The 21,300-nt window shown below is 34.8% G+C and carries 12 protein-coding genes and 1 pseudogene; 3 read left to right on the plus strand and 10 right to left on the minus strand.

Annotation, left to right across the window (positions count from 1 at the left end; translation table 11 throughout):
- Positions 1-73: 73 nt before the first annotated feature.
- The 9 genes from H510_RS0110970 to H510_RS0111015 form a co-directional block, all read right to left on the minus strand.
- The gene (locus H510_RS0110970; RefSeq protein ID WP_026904374.1) at positions 74-739 is read right to left on the minus strand and encodes a hypothetical protein; all 666 of its coding nucleotides are present in this window, start codon (positions 737-739) and stop codon (positions 74-76) included.
- A 259-nt stretch (positions 740-998) separates the two neighbouring features.
- Positions 999-2,723, minus strand: a complete 1,725-nt coding sequence (locus H510_RS0110975; protein WP_081659263.1) for a sulfatase family protein — start codon at positions 2,721-2,723, stop codon at positions 999-1,001.
- A gap of 8 nt (positions 2,724-2,731) precedes the next feature.
- Positions 2,732-4,240: a hypothetical protein gene (locus tag H510_RS0110980; protein WP_026904376.1), complete on the minus strand. Its 1,509-nt coding sequence runs from the start codon at positions 4,238-4,240 to the stop codon at positions 2,732-2,734.
- A gap of 3 nt (positions 4,241-4,243) precedes the next feature.
- Positions 4,244-5,617: a sulfatase gene (locus tag H510_RS0110985; RefSeq protein WP_162143073.1), complete on the minus strand. Its 1,374-nt coding sequence runs from the start codon at positions 5,615-5,617 to the stop codon at positions 4,244-4,246.
- Between the two features lie 51 nt (positions 5,618-5,668).
- On the minus strand, positions 5,669-7,570 hold the full coding sequence (locus tag H510_RS0110990; protein ID WP_026904378.1) for an ADP-ribosylglycohydrolase family protein: 1,902 nt from the start codon (positions 7,568-7,570) through the stop codon (positions 5,669-5,671).
- A 210-nt stretch (positions 7,571-7,780) separates the two neighbouring features.
- Entirely contained in the window at positions 7,781-9,202 is a 1,422-nt protein-coding gene (locus tag H510_RS0111000) for a purine-cytosine permease family protein (RefSeq protein ID WP_026904379.1), read from the minus strand.
- A gap of 82 nt (positions 9,203-9,284) precedes the next feature.
- Complete coding sequence (locus H510_RS0111005) at positions 9,285-10,964, minus strand: RagB/SusD family nutrient uptake outer membrane protein (RefSeq protein ID WP_026904380.1); 1,680 nt, start codon at positions 10,962-10,964, stop codon at positions 9,285-9,287.
- Positions 10,965-10,982: 18 nt separating this feature from the next.
- Complete coding sequence (locus H510_RS0111010; RefSeq protein WP_026904381.1) at positions 10,983-14,249, minus strand: SusC/RagA family TonB-linked outer membrane protein; 3,267 nt, start codon at positions 14,247-14,249, stop codon at positions 10,983-10,985.
- A gap of 318 nt (positions 14,250-14,567) precedes the next feature.
- Positions 14,568-15,599, minus strand: a complete 1,032-nt coding sequence (locus H510_RS0111015) for a helix-turn-helix transcriptional regulator (RefSeq protein WP_162143074.1) — start codon at positions 15,597-15,599, stop codon at positions 14,568-14,570.
- Positions 15,600-15,791: 192 nt separating this feature from the next.
- Between H510_RS0111015 and H510_RS18715 the strand changes: the two genes are divergently transcribed.
- The 3 genes from H510_RS18715 to H510_RS0111035 all read left to right on the plus strand — a co-directional run bounded on the left by H510_RS18715 (position 15,792) and on the right by H510_RS0111035 (position 20,842).
- The gene (locus H510_RS18715) at positions 15,792-16,949 is read left to right on the plus strand and encodes an esterase (RefSeq protein ID WP_051291157.1); all 1,158 of its coding nucleotides are present in this window, start codon (positions 15,792-15,794) and stop codon (positions 16,947-16,949) included.
- 3 nt (positions 16,950-16,952) lie between these two features.
- A complete protein-coding gene (locus H510_RS0111025; protein ID WP_026904383.1) occupies positions 16,953-19,163 on the plus strand; it encodes a GH92 family glycosyl hydrolase in 2,211 nt (736 codons plus the stop codon).
- A gap of 71 nt (positions 19,164-19,234) precedes the next feature.
- Positions 19,235-20,842 carry an MFS transporter gene (locus H510_RS0111035; RefSeq protein WP_026904384.1) on the plus strand — a complete coding sequence of 536 codons (1,608 nt, stop codon included), beginning with the start codon at positions 19,235-19,237 and terminating at the stop codon, positions 20,840-20,842.
- A 142-nt stretch (positions 20,843-20,984) separates the two neighbouring features.
- On the opposite strand, the pseudogene H510_RS20225 reads toward H510_RS0111035, so the two are convergent.
- Positions 20,985-21,300, minus strand: a pseudogene (locus tag H510_RS20225) (hypothetical protein); the annotation flags it as partial.

Raw genomic sequence — 21,300 nt, forward strand, 5'->3', positions numbered from 1 at the left:
AGTATAAGGCGCAAGAGCTTTTATTTACCTAGCCCCTCTTTATACTCGCCAAAAAGTGATAATAGCTAGATGATTAAAATTTTGTTTTCCAAGTGGTAATAGTCTTATCTATAGCATTTTGAATCGAGGTTTTTAAATTTAAATATTCAGGCTCCTTTTTCCAATTCCCTTTAATAGGAGCAACAGAACTGATACGGTCTGATAATAATAATGAATTATCTTGTAAATCAATGATACTGGTTGAGATATTCATATAGCCCTGTCTATCTATTTCAATCATGCTATAATAACTTACGAGTATACCGTATTTTACTTCTGCGTATAATATTTCATCAACATTATATTTTGATTTTAAAGCTCTAATATCTTTTTTGTAATATTTTTTATCAGTATCAGGTGTGTCAAATTTGCTAAAATTTTCATCTTTTAAATTGATATCAATGAGTATAAAATCTTTATTTCTTGATTTTAAAATATCAGAAATCTCATTCTTAAGTAATGAGAATGGATTAACCTGCGGCTCTATGGTTTGAAGTGGCTTGGTATACTTATCACCTGGTGTTAAAGCCATATCTAAAAGACCTTGTGCGCCTGCTTTTGCTAACCCAATGCTATCTACATCTATGATAATACCTACTTTCTTAGATTCATAAAACTGTTTGTTTAAAGGTAATTTAACAGCACAACTTCCTAGGCATAAAATGCAGATGACACTAATGGCAATCTTGAAAATTTTCATTTTGATAGATTATTTCTGTTTTAAATTGTTTATTCTTTTAAGCAATACAAATTACGCAATTTACTTAATTCTTCTCCATAACTTCTTATAATTGCTTACCAAATCATGATAACGATTATTGATAAAGCACTTATTTCCGGATTACAAATCGCTTTTTATTTGAAGTTCGAGATGAGCAAGCTAACATCTCGAACCGCTTAGTATTGATCTGGTAAAAAAGGTATTTGACTGTCTTATTTGACAATATTCATTATCAAATTTATTTACTCGCAATAGTTATAACATCGCTTTCTTTGTATCCATACCTTACAGCTTTTACTTCTATATCTTTTTTCATGGATTTAAAAGGCTTATTATACAGCTTCCAATATTTATCTCCATCGTATTTGTAGGCTATAGAAGCTCCTTCTGTTTTGCATTTTAAGTTAATGAAACCATCTTTTTGCTCGTATTCTGGTAAAGATGTTAAGGGCTGCTTACCACCAGGCCACATTTTTTCGGCTTGTATAATTTCTGGAGTATCTAACCAATCTCCGTATTTCTTCTGCCAATTGTACAATGCTGTACGCATAGTGTCTAATACAGCTTGATATGCTGGTTGTAAGGCTAAGTTTTGAAGCTCAAATGGATCTTTTATCACATCATATAATTCTTCTACTGGCTTGGATGCTTCCATCCATGCAGACTGAACGCTATTAAGGCTTTTGCTATGGTATAAACTATCAATTCTTTTCATGATAGGGGCTTGATACATAAAATCTAAATACTGATTATAAGCGGTATCGGGCCAATAATTTTTAATGTATTTAAATTGTTTAGTTCTAACGGCTCTTTGTAAATCGTACTTAGCATCCATCCTATCTCTACCGGCAAAAATATAAGTTCGGGCTTGTGCTGATTTTTGTTTGCCCAAAAATGCTTGCCCTTGTATATGATTAGGAATAGGTATATCAGCGATAGAAAGTACAGTTGGCGCTAGGTCCACAAAACTGACAAGTTCTTCATTTATACCGCTTAATTGACCTTTTATCTTGTTTTTCCACTTTTCTGGAGTATAAATAATTAAGGGTACATGTATTCCTCCATCATTCATCCATCTTTTACTTCTTGGTAAGCCGTCACCATTATCGCCCATAAAAAATATGATGGTATTGTCTAGTAATCCATCGGCTTTAAGCCTATTGATTAATTTACCAATCTGAGTATCCATCCTATTTATATTGGTGAGGTGTCTGGCGTAATCTTGTCTTACAATTGTATCATCCGGATAGTAAGGAGGTAATTTAACTTTTGCCGGATTAATGATATACTTTTCTTCTAAAACGGGTCTTGATTTTACATCTTCTTCCAAGCGCTTTAAATCAACATTAAATTCTTTAAAAAACCTAAGCTTGGTACTATCGGGCCAAGTATTGATTTCATGAGTAGTTTGGTAGGTAAAACATGAAAAAAAAGGCTGATTTTTATCTTCTCTATCCCACCAACCAGCTGTTAAAGTATGGCTATCCCAAACGGTAAAGGGGGTTCCAAACTGATAATCTGTTTTAAAGCTATTGGTGCAGAAATAATTATTTGCCCTAAGATACTCTGTAAATGCTTTTACATAAGCCGGAGGCACTGCATTGTAAAAAGGCACCCCTGCATAAGGTGTAAGGCTTTTGGCTTGCCTCATGTGTTGTGTGCCTATACTGGTACTGTACATACCGGTAACAATAGCTGCCCTACTAGGCGCACAAACTCCGGAAACAGTAAAAGCATTTTGATATTGAACGCCATTTTTTGCTAACCAATCTATATTTGGGGTATGTACTACTTCCTCACCATAGCTCCCCAAATGGTTATTAATATCTTCCGCCATGATCCAAACGATATTAGGCTTTTCTTCTTGGGCGTAAGTACTAACTGGGGCTCCAAAACATAGCATGAAAGCCATTAATTTACTTAGCTTTTTGGCTGGGGTATTTATAAATTTATTAAAAATCATAAGCTCAATTATTTTAAAAAAGTAGTGATGCTGTAGGGTTCTAAAATCAATTCTTTATTTGTAATTCCTGTGATTATTTTTAAACCTTCAGTATCCATTACATAATGTTGTAATGCTGCACTTTGCATATTATAATGATGTTTATATAAAAAATCAGGTATTGTAATTTTCCTTTTTTGGGATGAAAAATTGATAATGATAGCTCTTGATGATGATGGATGACTTACAATCCAGCCTTGTAAAGCTTCTAGCGATTGATGATGCGTACTTGCTAATAACGTATTATTTTTAAAAATAATTTCAGTGGCTTCGCCCCCTGTTTGGGTTAATTGTGCAAATGTTTTCATGGCCAATCCGCCTGCGCTTAAAGACCATGGTTTGCTAACTATCTTCTCATTTTGTAGATGACTAAAACCTCTATCATTATTGTAAAGAGCGCCAAATATAGGTCCAATAATATTATGAAGGTGTGTAATTTCTATTTGTGGATTTTTCAAAAACGCCAAATAAAAAGTACTGATAAACAAAGTGTTGGCCCAAGTCCCTCTAATGGCGCTATTATCTGCTCTAACATTAAACTCTGTAGCCCATATTTTTTTATCCAAAGGGACACGCATCTCTTTATGCCTATTAGCTACTTCTAGTGCTTTTAGCATCATTTTATAAAAATTGCTATCCACATGAAGCAATGCTAATTCTTGCTGCTGCCTTAATTTAAGATTGTTACTTAGGTTGCCTCCAGTAGTTAGCCCTTCTTGTCCGGCTTGATTATTTGTCCGTTCTTGTGCTCCATCTAAACCAAAAGGAGTATAAACATGAAAAATAACGGCATCGGCATTGGTTGCATATTTGAGTACACGCTCTGTCCAGTTCTTATGTCTCTCGCTTCTCACAGCTTCCCAACTAACAACAGCGCATTTTACCTCTGGGAATTCTTCTTTAATAGCTTTAATCCATTCGTAACAGGTTTTACCATAGTCTTCTGGTGTTGGAAACCTAGACATCTCTAGTTTAAGATTAAAATAAAGCTCATTACCCATTTCCACATATTTTACCGGTAAACCTAAAGCTTTTGCCCTACGTAAGCCTCTTAAAGAGTGTTCTAAATCTTTAGATAACATGTTTAGCACATATACGGGTTCTGCTTTGCTGGCATCTATGGCTTTTTTAAAATTCTCTAGAGGATAACTGATTTTGAAGTTTTTCCAACCTTCTGCTACTACCCAATTGATTAATAAACTATCGGGTACAGTGGGGTCTATCCATCCTCTATCCCAATCCCAAGTATTGGCGATGGTACCCGCAGGATACCTGATGGTTCTAGCTCCGGATTTTACAAAACCATTTAGCAAATTATTATTATCCCAAGGCATATTATTGGTGCCAACATTACCATTTAAGCCTACATAATTAGACTTGATGTTATGAGATATACCTTTACTTAACTGTATTTCCTGTGCACAAGCTGTTATCGCTAAAAAGCTAATTATCAAAAATTGAATGCCTATTTTTTTCATGGTTTACTTTTTTGTGGGCATAGTTGCTTTCACCTGAAAGCGCCATTGGTTTAAAAGATTTAACATTTTCTGAGTAATCTCAGGTTCTTGAGCTGAAATATCTTTGGTTTCGCTTTCGTCTGATTTTAAATTAAATAGTTGTACAGATGAGTCTTCTAAAGATTGAATAAGTTTAAAATCATTTAAACGTATGGCGGATGTAGGGCGCCCACCTTGATTACTAAAATGTGGGTAGTGAAAAAACTGAGGTTGAGAACGAATTAAATCTGGATTTTTGATGATATTGGCAAAACTTGTACCATCAACGGTAAAGGTTGGCTTAGCACTATTTGTCCAATCTAATAAGGTTGGTAAATAATCAATAGTGCTTACAAGGGTATTACTCACACATCCTTTTTTTTGTGATGGATGATAAATTAACAAAGGAATTCTTATTCCGCCTTCATAAAGTGTACCTTTTCCATTTCTTAAAGGTGCTGAAGTGGTTGGTTTCAAATCTCCAGCCTCATCTGTAACAACACCCCCATTATCTGAAAGAAAGATAACGATGGTGTTTTTAAGCAACCCTTTTTGCTTTAACTTGCTCCATACTAAACCTATATTTTGGTCTAATTCTTCTACCATAGCAGCATATAACGGATTAATATCTTTACCATAAGGGTTGTATTTCTTTTGATATTTATTTTTTAAATGCTCTTGTGGCTGTAATGGTAAATGAGGATTGTAATGTGTAAGCATAAGAAAGAAAGGACTTTTACCAACAGTATCTAAATAAGATATGGCATCTTTGGTAATCATTTGTGTTATTTGAGGAAGCCTGTAACGGTTTCCAGTGCTATCTACACCTTTTATCCAAACATAAGAGTCGTTTTCAGGGATTAGACCGTAATCATAATGGGCTACCTTATCAAAACCATTTTTTCCTGGATAACTTAGTGTAGGATGTGTATTTTCTCCTAAATGCCATTTTCCTATTAGTGCAGTTTGATAGCCTTCTTTTTTGAGATATTCTGGTAATGTTTGCACTTCATAGGGTAAATAATTGATGTAATGTGCAGGCATAACAGGTGAACTGTCATCTGTCTTTTTTCCATCAATAAAATTAGTTAAACCTAATCTTGCAGGATATTGGCCTGTTAAAATACTGGATCTTGTTGGAGAGCAAACTGGAGCAGCCGAGTAGGCATTTTTAAAAAGGATAGATTTTGAGGCTATATGATTGATATGGGGTGTTTCTATAAATTTATTTCCATAACATCCTAAATCATTCCTGCCTAAATCATCGGCTATAATTAAAACAATATTGGGTTTTGTTTGCGAGAAGGCTATTTGCGCAGAAACTGTAAGTATTAACAAAGATGTTTTTAAAACTTTCATTTCTTTTTGTTTTATATAGAGATGAAGTATGTTCGCCTTCATCTCTCCTTATTAATAGTTTAAAAATGGTACAATGGTACTCCACTGACTTTGATGATGGTGTTCTCCTTTGAAATCTTTTAGCCCGAATTCTATTCTGGTTTCATCTGTTAAAGTATCTAACCTTATACAAATCTCATTTTCGCCCTCATTAAATTCTTGTAAAAAAACATGTGCAGCAGGCCAACATCTTTTAATTTCTAAGCTTTTATAAACCTCTTTTCCGTTAACAAATACAGTTAAATAACTAGTGCAGCCCATGCAAACCCAAAGTTTTATTGCAGAAGAGAATGTTAGATTACTATATAAAAACAAGGTTTTTTCTCCTTTTCCATAAAAGAATTTATCTACCGGAATATTGAAAGAACTGGCATGTATAGTATCTATATGGAATGGCTGAGCTGCTCGATCAGCAAGTAGTTCTTTAATGGTATTAACCTTAATAAAATCCTTTTGGATATTAACTTGATCATGGTTCATGTAAATGGTTGATGGCATACTGCTCATACCATGTTCGGGATAAGTCTCATCACACGGAATAAGTTTTTTATCATCCTCAATAAAGGGCCCTAAAAGAGCCCAAGAACCATAGTAAGGCATATTAACAGCTATTTCATGCAACTGCACATCGTCTTGCGCAATCAACAACTGATAACGAAAAGCATTTTTATAGGATGTTGGAGTTGGTAAATTGACTTCAAAATCGATGATAAAATCATCCGAATCTATTTTTAATTTATCGATTTTATTGATGAGTTTGTCCTGATCATCTTTAAGTGAAAAAGAAAGCTTCGAAGAGTTTTGTTTATCAGTAAAATAAATTCTGATGATTTGATGAGGCACAAAACAACTATCATCCCATAAAGGAAACTCTACTTTAACTTGATAAGGCGGATGAGGAATATTTAAGACGGCATGGTTATCTGATATAGCATCATGATCAAAATACTGGCAAAATTTCATTCCCTCTTTACAGGTTGCTGCTGTTAGCTCAAATATGGTTGCGGGCTTATAAATGTCTATAATAGCTTCGCTAATCAAGATTTCTTCGCCTACACGCTCTTTCCATAGGGTTGGAATGTTCTCATATCCTTTAATTATACCAATTAAAGCACCTGCTGTGGCCACTATACAATCGCTATCATGCCCCATGTGTAGTGCTTGTGCAATACAATTAAAATCAGTGTTAGATGTTGCCAGGGTAAGTATGGTAAAAGCGATGTTCATTGGGGCCGATGTAAAATCAGCGTCACCATAGAAACTTTTAATCTTATACATTACTTTTTCTGCATCATGCTGGCCGCACCAATCCAAAACTTTAATAACCAACGCATACATAGAACCATCTTTGGGTATGTATCCTAAAGCTTTTCTTAATACCTGCAAGATATCGGTCTCAAAAAATGCAATGGAAGCACAAACAGAAAAATATTGTTCTGCTTCTACACTAAAACCGCTATGATCTAAACTACCATCTAAACCAGCATAATAAGCTGCTTTTTCTGGCATGCCAGGGCACAGCATTCCCCACAACTCGCTTCTTATAGGGCAGCCCATACTGCTTTTCCAATAATAATTATTCAATCGGCCACTTTCTGGAGGTATAATACCGATATTTAAATTTCTAGTTGCAATACCGTATTCATTCCAAGGGAAGCCAACAAAATTTTTCCAGTGCTGTGCAAAATCTTTTTCATTGATATGAACAGATTTTTTCATCACCATATCCAGCCACAATACTTGGAGATCCAAATCATCATTAGCAAAATTAGTTTCAAATAATTTATCGCTAATTTCAATAGCATTAAAGTGTTTAAACCCTTCTATTGGAGCTCCCAGAATTCCTCCGGCACATTTACCAACCCAGCCACCTAATACTTTATCGTAATACTTATCGTATGTTAATTGTGTCATTTTATTTATTATATCTTATCTTTTTTTGTCACCCAAAATGGTGCACTTAAAAACCACATAAAAGCGCCTATAATCATAAAAATTTCATATTGCTTAAAAGTTATAAGACCATGAAATGATAAAAAAGCTGGTACTGCCGTAAATAATAACCCCAAATAGGATAGCGTTTTTAATATGATTTTTATCGGGTAATTTGCCATCTTGTAATGTTTATAATGAATCTTTGATGATGTTTTTTGGCTGTTTCATTTGTCTTAACTTGCATAAAAACAAGTAAACTATGGCTGCAATAAACCAACCCGGTATAGCCATAAAAAAGAAAAAATCTAGCTCTAGCCCTAAATAAATAAGGTAGCAAAGCGTTACCGAAATTATCCATGTAGCTGCAACGGCCCAGTTCATTTTCCCGTTTCTGTGATGAGAATAATCTGTCTCGAGATTAAGTTTTTTAAATACATAAACCTCCAGAACCACAATAGCCCCAACGGGTGCAGCAATTAAGGCAAACCATGCTAATAAATTATCTAGTTTGGAAACAATACCAGGGAATGAAGCCATTAAAGCAGCTGCTACGCCCAACCAAGCTGTTATTTTCCATCTTTTTGTTGATGGAAAAATACCTTGTATAGCTAAACCAGCCCGATACAAAGTTGGATTGGCGGTTGTCCAGCCCGCAATAACTACACATATAATTCCGGCTATACCAGCTCCTATACCTGCTACCTGACCCGGAGTAGGGTCTGAAATACCTGCTTGTAATGCTGCTGCGCAAAGTATCCCCGAAGCTATCCACGCCATAAAATGCCCTATAAACATCCCTCCAAAAGAGGCAATACCATAGTACGATTTCTTAGCATATCTATATATAAAAGTATCTGCTAAACCAATGTGCATAGCAGTATTGCAAAGCCATGCAAAAAACATGATATGCCAAAAATTATATTTTGACATGCCTTCTACCGGTGTACCTGTCCAAATGGTGGTATTAGCTACGGTCCAGAAATCACTAAAAGAATGAACACCCAATTGAGGTAAGGTAGCAATGCCCGAAGCTAAGAAAACCCAGGGCATCCATGGGGTGCTGATGGTTGCAAATTTTGAAACCAAATCAATCCCTTGAATAGCTATTACGGTTATAAGCGCTACCAAAACAGTTACCAATACAACCCAGGTAATACCACTTGGCAGCATTTGAGAGAAACTTGGTGTTTCTAAACCCAAGACCAATGAAATTGCACCGGCAGAAACAACAGCCATAAAAGCTGCAAAAACACATGCTTGTATACCTGATATTCCGTTAAAAATAGAAACTAACTTATATCCACTTATTCTTTCTAATTGATAAAAAAGCGTTAAACGCGTTTTCACGGCAAGAGGTGCACAAATTAATGTCCAACTTAATGTGGCCAATATATTTCCTACCAAAAGACCTAATATAACATCTGAAGCTGTTGCGCCATGTAAAACAAATAATGGCCCAATAACAAATTCTGTCCCTGCAATGTGCTCGCTGGCTACCAGAGCTAAAAAATCTTTAAATCCTTTAACTTTAGATGCAGGTACAGGTTCTCTTTCATAATCATTAATTGCATCTAACTGATCACTTATAGATGTCGCAGTATTATCAGACATAAAAATTTTAGAGATTTATATTGTAAAAAAAGGTTGCTTAAAAGCTATATAATTAGCTTTTAAGCAACCTTAAATAAATGGGTTAATTTGGATTTTGAGCTTCCAAACCTACTTGAAAGTTTAATGTTAAATCGTCAACATGAAACTTCAGCAATGTTCTGTTAGAATTCCACTCAAAAGTTGATGTTCCTCTAGTTAATGGTGCAACTTGTGAAGCAGGATAAATGGCTCCGTTAGCTGCATTATAAGCGGACATACGTTTCCAGCTCCAGAAATCAAAACCTTCAAAAAGTAATTCTCTTTGTCTTTCTCTAACAATTTCTGCGATCAAGCCAGCTTGAGTACCACCAATTGCTGGGTCTAACAAAGTACGGTTAACATAGCCTGTAATAGCTCTTCTTCTTATAAGATTATAATCATCTAAGGCTAAAGCAGTGTTTCCTTGTACAGCGTTAATTTCAGCTCTGGTTATCACCAATTCTGCTGCTCTTATTAATGGGAAAGTTTGCATTCCTATTAGAGTAGCTTGCGTTTGAAAACCCCATTTTTGTGTTAAACGTTGGTTTCCTATTGCTCCCGCAAAAGCATTATTGAATGTTAACTGCGTAAATCTCCTATCGTTAACTACATCATCAAAAAGAGGACTTGTGGTAACCGCAGTATTTGAAGGAGGGTTAGGTGTTGGTCTGTTTAAAAACCATCTAGCTGCCCCTCTACTTTGAGGGTTTCCTCCTGACTCATTAGTAATGTTAATAGAAGCATTGGTATAACCTGCGGTAGCGGTAGTGCTATTTACCAAACGTAAAATTTCTTCTGAATTAGCAGGCGGAGCTGTAAAGCCTGTACTATTAAATGGTAAAGTTATATCATTTTGTAAGCTATATACCCTATTACCCGTTTCTGGCGTTCCGGTAATGGTACCTGGTGTATTGCCAATAACTTTATCAATAGTTTCTTTAGCTAATTGATAGCTTGCTGGAGTTGCTTGTTGGAAATACACCCTAGCTAACACCGCTAAAGCAGCTGCTTTATTAGCTCTAAACCTATATGCAGGAAAAGCCCCGTGAATGTTTGCATCATAAGCCACAGGCAATAAAGCCGCTGCTTGTTGCAAATCACTTATAATTTGGTCATAAGTTTCTTGTATAGTTGCTCTTTTAACTCCAGCAGAACCATCAATAGAAGGTTCTAAAGGTAACAAGATACCGCCACCAGACGTATTGGTATTATGACCATATTGGTGAGCCCAAAATCTAGCTGCATAAAAGAAACATAAACCTCTTATAAAATAAGCTTCACCCATTAACCTATCCTTTTGTCTACTAAATTCAGAATCGGCAGGTGGTGTATTATTAATATAAAATAAGGTACTATTAGCACTAGCAATAGGTACGTATAAGTTTCTTGATAATCTTGCCAAAAAAACATTATCTGGCTGCATAGAGAAATTATACATCAAATTGGTAGCCGCATTTGCACCACTTTGAGGTGAAGGAAACACAGTTCTTGTTGCACCCATAGCTTCTGCATAAAGCGCCATATCAAAAACCGATGAAGAGTTTACCGTTGGCGGACCTTGTGCAATAAGCCTTCCATAACCGCTGTTAATTATTCCGTCTAGATTTGCTGTACTTTGGTTTACCACACCACTAGATAATTCATCATTTGGAGGTAAATCAAACTTTTTACAGGCGTCAAATACAAAGCAGGTTAAGACCAAAACTAGGTACTTGGTGTATTTATGTTCAAATAATCGTTTCATTGATTTATACTTTAAAAATTAAAAATTCAACTGAAATCCAAAGCCAAAATTTCTTGCTTGCGGAGGATCAGCATTGGTTTGAGACGGTGCTATATTCTGTGGCTGATTGTTGAAATCTTGGAAGGTTATGGTTCCGCTGATTTCTGGATCCCAACCTGGGAAATCTGTAAACGTCAGCAAATTGGTAGCTGTTAAGAATATAGAAGCTCTGTTAATTTTTGCTCTTTGTGTTAATTTAGTTGGCAAATCATAACTTAATCTCAAGTTTCTTAATCTTGCATAATCTCCTTTGTAAAGGAAACGGGTAGTTGCCTGACCAGAATAAGTTGGATTAAAGAAGAAACCAGGATTTGTTGCATTATCTCCAGGTTGTGTCCATCTGTTCTCTAAAAACTGACTTTGAACATTTCTTGGTCCTTGCAACATATAAGCCTGACTTTGCGCACCAGCATCATAAATCCAATTACCTAAGCTAAAGGTAAATAAAGTTGAAAGTGTAAATTGTTTGAAACTGAAAGTATTAGAAACACCTCCTGTCCAATTAGCTTGTCCTGGTTTATCTGTTATAGGGGCAGATATTGCATCCCAGTTAACATTGTTAGTTGTGCCAGCTACGCGTCCAAACGGATCTACTACAATTCTCGCATTATCATCATGAGATCTGTTTCCCCTAGCATCTAGAACAACAGCACCTGAATTATCTCTAACAACGTCTGCAAATACTTCAAATCCAGTAGTAGGGTCTACTCCTAAATATTTAGGCAAATAATAAGTACCTAAAGGCATGCCCACATAAACTCTGTTAACTCCAAAGGCTACAGCACTAGGGTCTAAACCTCCTAAATCAGTAACTTCATTTTGATTGTATGCCACATTAACATTTATATTCCAATTAAAGGCTTTGCCATTAACAACTTTGGCACCTAATTGTACCTCATGTCCCCAATTTTTTAAAGCCCCTGCGTTTCTATAGTTTCTACCTCCTAGTATTCCGCTTGTTGGAGAAGGCGCTGCACCTAAAATTAAGTCGGTAGTATTACGAATATAATAGTTATATGACCCTGTAATTCTGTTATCAAATAAACCAAAATCCGCAGCCAAGTCTGTCATTGCAGTTCTTTCCCATCTGATGTTTTCTGCTAATGCCTGAATTCTTCTTAAAGGATGTCCGATTTGACCACCGTAAAAGGCATTACCAACACCAAAACCACCATAAGAAATTGCCTCTACACCACCTGGGTTTGAGTTACCTGTTAAACCCCAACTTGCTCTCAATTTTAAATTAGAAAGCCATTTAGAGTCTGATAAGAAGTCCTCATCCGTAACATTCCAACCAGCTGATAAAGAAGGGAAATTTGCCCACCTGTTATTAGCGCCAAATCTTGAAGAACCATCTCTTCTGAAACTAGCGCTAAAAATGTATTTGCTCTTGTAGTTGTAGTTTAATCTGGAGAAGAAAGACAAGTATAAATATTGGTCTAACCTATCTTGTGAGGTTGCTAAACCTGCAACTTGAGTGGTATTTAAAGATGGTGCACTAGGTAATTGTGTTGATTGTATAAATGCAGACCTGTTATTGTTATAACTGTATTGGTTACCTACAACCAAATCAAAATTATGCTCGTTATTAATGCTTTGTTTAAAAGTGAAGAAGTTATTACTGTTGATAGTATTAGATGACCTTGTTCTAAAATCATTAACACCTCTGATGGTTCCAAGCTCGCCACCAGGAGTAATAGCCGGATTCATATAAAACCTGTTTATCTGATTGATATAATCATTACCAACTTCTGATCTAAAAGTTAATGATTTTAATATTTTGTACTCGGCGTAGATATTGCTTAAAAATCTTTGGTTATCTACACTACTATTAAATAGTAATTCATCTTGAAAAACTAAATTATTTACCGATTGAGGAACGCCAAATAATGTTCCGTCCGCATTAAAACGCGGAAAAATAGGTAAAACAGAGTTAATGGCATTAAAGAAACCACCTGGGCTAAAACCTTGAGCAAATTGAGATGGGTTACCAATTGGATAAAGGTTGTTTTTAGTATAACTACCATTAATCATTGCACCCAATTTTAATTTTGAAGAAGCTGTATGATCTAAATTTACTCTTCCACTTATTCTTTCAAAATCATTACGTTGTAAAATACCATCTTCCTTAGCATAGTTTAAACTGGTAAAGAACTGTGTTTTATCACTACCGCCAGAAGCAGAAACGCCTGCACTAAAATTTGCACCATTTTTTCTAAACACATCATCTAAATGATTGATATTTTGGTTTGCAGTGGCAATGGCTAAGTTTTCGTCATAATTTAAAGAAGGTATTGCATTAGCAAAAAACTGGCTATATCCACCATTTACATAATCAGAAGGTACACCACCTAAGTTTCCATTAAAAGTTAAACCGGTGTTGATAGAGTTTTGTATGGCTTCTCTTCTTAAATTTAAGTATTGGTTACCATTAGCAAATGAAACTTTATTGGTTGGGTTGTTAACGCCATAAGAAACATTTGCAGAAAATTTGGTAACGCCTGATTTTCCTTTTTTGGTGGTAATTAAAATTACACCATTGGCCGCTCTTGCTCCATAAATAGCACTGGCTGCTGCATCTTTCAGGATTTCAACCGATTCTATTTCATCAGCATCAATATTAGCCATTGGATTGGCAGGAGGAGATCCGCCTCTTCCGGTATTTCCAAAAAGACCAGAGTTGTCTGATTCTACAGGAATACCATCAATAATGTATAAAGGCTCGCCATTTGAAAAAATAGAACCACTACCTCTTACCCTGATACGGGCAGGAGCACCTGCCATACCGCTTGTTCCTGTTACGTTCAGGCCCGGAGCTAAACCTTGTAAAGAGTTTTGAAAGTTTGGAGTAGCAATAGCTGCAATATCCTCCCCTTTTACTTTAGATACAGAACCTGTTAACGTTTTCCTGCTCTGCGTACCAAAACCTACCACAACAACTTCATCTAAAGCTGATATGTTGTCTTCTAACTCAACAGAAATGGTTTTTCTGTTATTTACTGGAACTTGTAAAGATTTAAAACCAACACCAGAAAACAACAATACAGCGTTTCCGGCTGCTTTAATACTAAAGTTTCCATTGGCATTGGTTACAACTCCTGTGGTTGTATTTAAAATTGTAACAGATATACCCGGCAATGGCAGCTTATCTGTTTTGGAAATGACTCTACCCTCGACATTGTCTTGTGCTAGTAGAATCTGCTGACTTGAATAAATCAGCAAGATCATGAGTAATAATCTTTTCATTAGTTGAAATGATTTAATGTAAATAATTTGGTTAGTAATTGACTTTGGTAAAAATGCTTGATTAGTAGGCTGTGTAACTCCTGATTCGCAAAATTGAAGTGAATTATCATCATAAATAATCTTAAGTTTTTGATTTTCAACGAATTAAATGACAACTAAAAAAACACCTTATCTCGTGATATTATGTTAAAAATTAAGATTAAATATCTATTAAGTTTATAGATTATATAGTACTTATATTGGCATTTTATTAAACTATCTTGTACTTTTGGCTTAATTAGTCAAGAACAAGGTGGAATAAAGTGTAGGGAGTAAATACTAATTGAGTTGAGATTTTTGAAACTGGCGTGGGGTAAAACCAGTAAATTTTTTGAAGTTGGTATAAAAAACCGATTCTGAATTGTATCCACTTTCTAAAGCAATGGTATACATTTTATCATTCATGGTTTTAGGATTTAGCAATAACTTTTTTGCCTCTTCAATTCTTTTATAGTTGATAAACTCATTAAATGTTTGGCCCAAATGTTCGTTTAAAAATATAGATAAAATATAAGGTTGTACATTTAATGCTTTAGCTAAGCCTTTCTCATTTAAATCCCATTGCTTGTAAATTTTATCAATATCAATGGCTTTATTTAAATTGCTTTTATAAAGTAATATTTCCTCCTCGCTAAGTTTTAGTTTATTCTTCTTTGAGATGGTAATATTAAACAACTCAATTTTATCCATCTGTAAAAGCTGAGGTTCTTTTAGGGCATATATACCTGCTAATAAAAGTATAATACTATCTGTAATTACCAATACCATTTCTAGTATGGGGTTAAGTTGCGTTCTAAAGGAAGGTAAAAATTGGTTCTTAATTAGGATAAAGTACGCTGTTATCATTTTTAAGAAAAATATGATAAACAGGAGTTTCAACCAATCAACCACCTCTTTCTTATTAAATTCTTTTAACTGATATGCCTTTACCTTTCTAATATATAATATAGCATATACTGTATATGAAATAACAACAGCTAATAAAACAATATCATGATATGCTGTACCTATATAAAGGTTATAAGAAAAGGGTAACCATTTAAAAATTAAAAAATAAGAAGTAAAAAGTATAACTAAAATAGTAGGTAAGAAATACAACCACAAATGTTTAGGATAACGCCTGTTTAAAATAAGCAGCATATAGATATATACAATAGGCCCTAAACTTATGTCTATATAGTCAGATAGAAATACAAACTCTGGATGGGTATCTAGAAAATCTGCAAAGCGCAATAAATACTGATTACCTATATAAACAGATGTTAGCACATAAAATAAGGAGAGAAAAAAATTGGCTCTTGTGAATTTCATGATTAAAATAGAAACCCCAAAAAACAATCCTTGAAAACATGCCCAAATGTATAGTGCTGATAACATAAAACAATAATTACAGTAAAGTTATGGTTACACCTGTCTTAATTTATAGTTTATTAATCCGGTTTTGCAAATTCAAAGTCGCCAAATTAAAGTAAATATTACTTTCATCCACCAATTATAAACAAAATGATTAAAAAAATTTTCTTTTTAGGGTATCTATATTTTTTTAGCACCCTTATTTATGCCCAAACCAAATCACCTATCCTACATGATGATGGTAAAGTTACTTTTCAGATAGTGGCACCAAAAGCTAAAAATGTATTCTTAGGTGGTTGGGATTTGATGAGCTACTTAGGTTATACCAAAAGTGGAGCCAAACCTTTTAAAGGTATAGCTATGCAAAAATCAGATAGTACCACTTTTAGTATTACAGTAGGGCCTTTAAAACCAAATACTTATCAATATCATTTTGTAGTTGATGATGTTAGGATACTAGATCCTTTTAACAAAAAAGTAGTTACAGGCTCGCAACTTCCTAGTAGTGCTTTTACGATAGAAGATCTATCAAACGGATATTTAGCTCAAAGAAATGTTGCACATGGTACCCTACATAAAGAAGTATACTTTTCAAACATCGTTAATAAAAACAGAGATTTATACATTTATACACCTCCAGGTTATGATGGCAAAAAGAAGTATCCTGTTTTGTACCTCTTGCATGGTACCGGTGAAGTAGCACACTCTTGGAGCAGTATAGGATTTGCAAATGTAATTGCTGATAATTTACTTGCAGACCAAAAAATAAAACCTTGCATTATAGTCATGCCAGATGGACATGCTATAGAAAGGGATAATAGTGGTATAAACCAAAATAATACATCATTATTTGAACAAGATTTTATTCAAAATATTTTACCTTTTGTAGAAAACAATTACAGTTGTATCCAAAAAAAATCTGGAAGAGCCATAGCTGGCCTTTCTATGGGTGGTATGCAAACATCTGTTATTGGCTTTAATCATTTAAATTTATTTGATTATATAGGCGTATTTAGTGCCGGACTACCAAAATTCACAAGCGATAGGGCCGATTTATTAGCCAATCCAGAGCAATTCAATAAAAATTTGAAACTTTTCTTTATAGGTGTAGGCAGTATAGATAAAGTAGGCATAAACCCTACAACTCAACATAGAGGAGCGGCAGAAGAACTGCAAAACCTCCATTTAACTTTAAAACAAAAAGGCATTCATCATACTTACATCGTGTTACCAAACGTAGACCATACATGGTTTGCGTGGCGTCCTTTATTAGCAGAATACTTTCTTCCTTCACTTTGGCAAAAATAATACATGAAAAAGTTCATCATCTTAAGCACATCTATTTTAATATTTTTAAGTTATACAGGCTTTTCTCAAGACTTAAGCAAATTTGTAAATCCGTTTATAGGAACATCTAATGCCGGAAATACACATCCAGGAGCAGTACTTCCGTGGGGTACAGCATCAGTGGTTCCGCACAATACTTATAAAGGCCCTACACCCTACATACATGGCGAAAAATATTTACTAGGCTTTGGTAATTTACAACTATCTGGTGTTGGGTGCCCAGAAACTGGCAGTATTTTATTAAGACCTACTCACGGAGATCTTTTTACTGATGTAGAAAAAGGAAAATCAACCTATATTCATGAGCAAGCAACACCGGGTTACTATAGTACTTTTTTAGAAACTCATCATATCTTAGCTCAAATGACTGCCACACAAAGAAGTGGCAGATCAAAATATACCTACCCTAAAGGAAAGAATCATCTAATTATTGATTTAGGAACCACACAAAGCCATATTAAAGGTGGTTTAGTAGAAATAATCTCCGATAATGAAATAAGAGGCTATAAAAATGAAGGTAATTTTTGCGATTCTAGATTATCAAGGAAAACATTCTTTTACATTAAAATCATTGGTCCTGCATCGAAAACCGGATTGTTTAATGGTACCCAACTTATAACAGATAAAACTATATCTGGAGAGAAAGTTGGTGCTTATTTAAGTTATAACTTTGCTAAAGAAACCAGTATAGAGGTTTTGGTAGGCATATCTTTCGTAAGTATAGAAAATGCTAAACAAAACTTAGAGGCTGAACAGCCCAAGGATAAATCTTTTAAAGAAATTAAAAACTTAGCCAGAAAAGCCTGGAATACAGAGCTTAGTAAGGTAAAAGTTAAAGATGATGCTGACACCAATAAAACTAAATTCTATACGGCTTTATATCATACTCTTATCCACCCAATGGTTTATAATGATGTTAATCATGATTATTTAACCATGCAAACTGAAGATCAAAAAGAAAGATTTGTTAAAAAAACAGATTATACAAGATATTCGGTTTTTTCTTTATGGGATACTTATAGAACTGTTCATCCATTATTTACATTACTTTACCCTAAACAGCAAAGAGACATGACCCAAAGTATGATAGACATGTATAAAGAAGGGAAATGGCTACCCAAATGGGAATTATTTGGACAAGAAAGTTGGGTAATGGTTGGAGACCCTGCTAGTATCGTCATTGCTGACACCTATTTGAAGGGAATTAAAGATATCGACATTAAATCAGCCTATGAGGGGATGTTAAAAAGTGGTTCTTATTTAAAATCTCAAAACTATCTAAGACCAGGCTTAAAAGAATATCTAAAATATGGCTATATCCCTATTGATAAAAGAGGTGGAGCCGATAGTACCCTTTTTTCTTTCAACAATGGTTATGTATGGGGACCAGTATCAACCTCACAAGAATATTATCTATCTGATTTTAATATTTCAAGAATAGCTAAAGCATTGGGCTTTAAAGATGATGAAAAAACCTACCTAGAAAGAAGTAATAATTTCACCACCTTATTTGATGATGGCTTAAAATTTTTCAGACCTAAAAACAGTAATGGTACTTGGTTAACTCCTTTTAATCCCTTAGATAGAACTTTTGACATAAGATGGGAAAAAAGCGGTGGACATGGCTATGTAGAAGGTACCGCATGGATTTACAGATTTTTTGTGCCGCATAACCCTCAAAAGCTGATTGCTTTGTTTGGTGGCAATAAACCTTTTAAGGATAGTTTGGATTTACTTTTCTCAAAAAAATATTTTGATATTACCAATGAGCCTGATATTAGCTATCCATACTTGTATAATTATATTGAAGGAGAAGAAAACAATACCTCTACAACTGTTCATCACATCATAGATCATTCTTACTCTACTAAACCAGGAGGCATCCCTGGTAATGATGATGCTGGAACGCTATCGGGATGGTTAGTTTTTGCAATGTCTGGCATTTATCCTGATTGCCCCGGGATTCCAGTTTATCAGATTAGTGTTCCAAAATTTAAAAAAGTGATATTAAACCTCTCTCAAGATTATTGGAGTTCTGATAAATTAACTATTCAAAAAATTGGTGAAGGTATAAAGATTAAAGAAATATGGCTTGATGGTAAAAAATTAACTTCTTTTTCTGTTAAACATGAAGATCTTGTTAAGGCTAAAAAGTTAACTATTAAAACCTTTTAAATTTTTTATCACTTTTTCCATTTTTATCAGTGATATTTGATTATCACTGATAAATTTCTTATTTCTTGAATATGACATCACCAACATCAAAAAGTTATACATCCGCACTGTACACTTTAGTAACCGTTTTCTTTTTCTGGGGCTTTGTAGCGGCCTCTAACGGTATTTTTATCCCGTTTTGTAAAACGCATTTTAACCTCACCCAGTTTGAGTCTCAATTGATAGATTTTACTTTTTACGGAGGTTATTTCATAGGCTCTTTAATTTTATACTTTGCCTCACAAATTACTAAAGTAGATATCTTAAATAAGATGGGCTTTAAGAATGGCATTATCGTAGGTTTGGTGATTTCTGCATTGGGAGCCCTTATGATGGTACCTTCGGTTAATGTAGGCTCCTTCGGATTGATCCTAACCGCTTTTTTTGTTATCGCGATAGGCTTTTCCTTACAACAAACAGCCGCCAATCCTTTTGCTGTTGCTTTAGGCACACCAGAAACTGGTGCTGATAGGTTAAATCTTGCCGGTGGTGTAAACAATTTTGGTTCTTTATTAGGCCCCATTATCGTAAGTATTATCTTATTTGGTACAGCCGCAGGTGCCGAGCCTAAAGCCGTAGAAATTACTTCTATCAATATGCTTTATTACATCCTAGCTAGTTTGTTTATTGGGGTAGCCATTTTCTTTGCTATATCTAAATTACCAAAAGTAACTAGCGATGAACATATAGAAGCCAGTAAAAAAACGAATGGTCCTTTACTTATTATGTTGGTCGCATTTTTATTGATTTTAGCTGCCGATCCTCTAGCAAGTATGACAGGTATATCTGCAGCTATTTATGTTTATGCCTCTTTACTTATTGTAGTATTAACCTTATTCTTATCAAGCACAGCAGCAAGTAAAAAGCCCGAAGGCTGGGGCGCAATGAAATATCCTCAATTAATTTTAGGGATGCTAGCCATCTTTACCTATGTAGGGGTAGAGGTAAGTATACAAAGTAATTTTGGAGCATTGTTAAATACGCCAGCATTTGGTTCTTATCCAGAGGCAGAAATAGCACCTTTTATCTCCTTATACTGGGGAAGCTTAATGATTGGCCGTTGGACAGGTGCTATATCGGCTTTTAACCTGAGCAAATCGGTTAAAAATATTTTAACTATAGTAGTTCCCTTTATTGCCTTCGCGGTGATATTAGGTTTTAACCATATTAGCGGTACTGATATTGGTAATTTATATATCTATGCCATTTGTATTGTGGTATTGATAGCGGGCTTCTTTTACAGTCAGGAAAAACCAGCAAAAACTTTGGCTACATTTTCTGTATTAGGTGTTGTAGCTATGTTAATTGGCTTATTAACCACAGGTCAAACAGCAACTTATGCTTTCATCAGCGGAGGTTTATGTTGCTCTATCATGTGGCCATGTATTTTCTCATTATCCATCACGGGTTTAGGGAAATATACCAGTCAAGGTTCATCTTTTTTAATCATGATGATATTGGGAGGGGCCATTATCCCACCGGTACAAGGCATTTTTGCCGATAACAGCGGTATCCATTTATCTTACATCATCCCGGTAATTTGCTTTGCTTACTTATTGTTTTTTGCATGGAAAGTAAGTAAGGAGCTACAAAAACAAGGCTTTGATGTCAATAAAATTGAAACAGAAGGTGGGCATTAACGATTTAAACCTCCTTCTATAAAAACATAGCAGAAAGCTAAGCTAGAGGCTGTCTCAAATCATCACTTTGTGTCAGGCTGAGCGGAGTCGAAGCCTTTTCTTATCCTTCGACTTCGCTACCATTGACGTTTTTAATAACATATTAATTTTCAATCAATTGCAAATTTAGCTCATTTGCTTTTTTAATAACAAAGTTCAACTGTTGCCGCTTTAGTTTTTCTTCATACTTCTTTACTCCCTGCTCTACATAATCCATTCCCTGATCAAACATCCTATAGTATAGTTCCGCTATTTTTCTAGCTGTGGCTTTAATTGCAATACCTGAACCTTTCCGGGATTTAAGCCTTCTTGCAAAAGCTCCTAAACCGGGCTGTTTACTAATCAAAAGACTTTGAGCTGCTTGTTTGAAAATCTGCCCAGCTCTTGTTATTGGTTTTTTCTTGCTTCTTTTATTCATT

Source organism: Pedobacter glucosidilyticus DSM 23534 (genome assembly GCF_000425145.1).
Lineage (GTDB): Bacteria > Bacteroidota > Bacteroidia > Sphingobacteriales > Sphingobacteriaceae > Pseudopedobacter > Pseudopedobacter glucosidilyticus.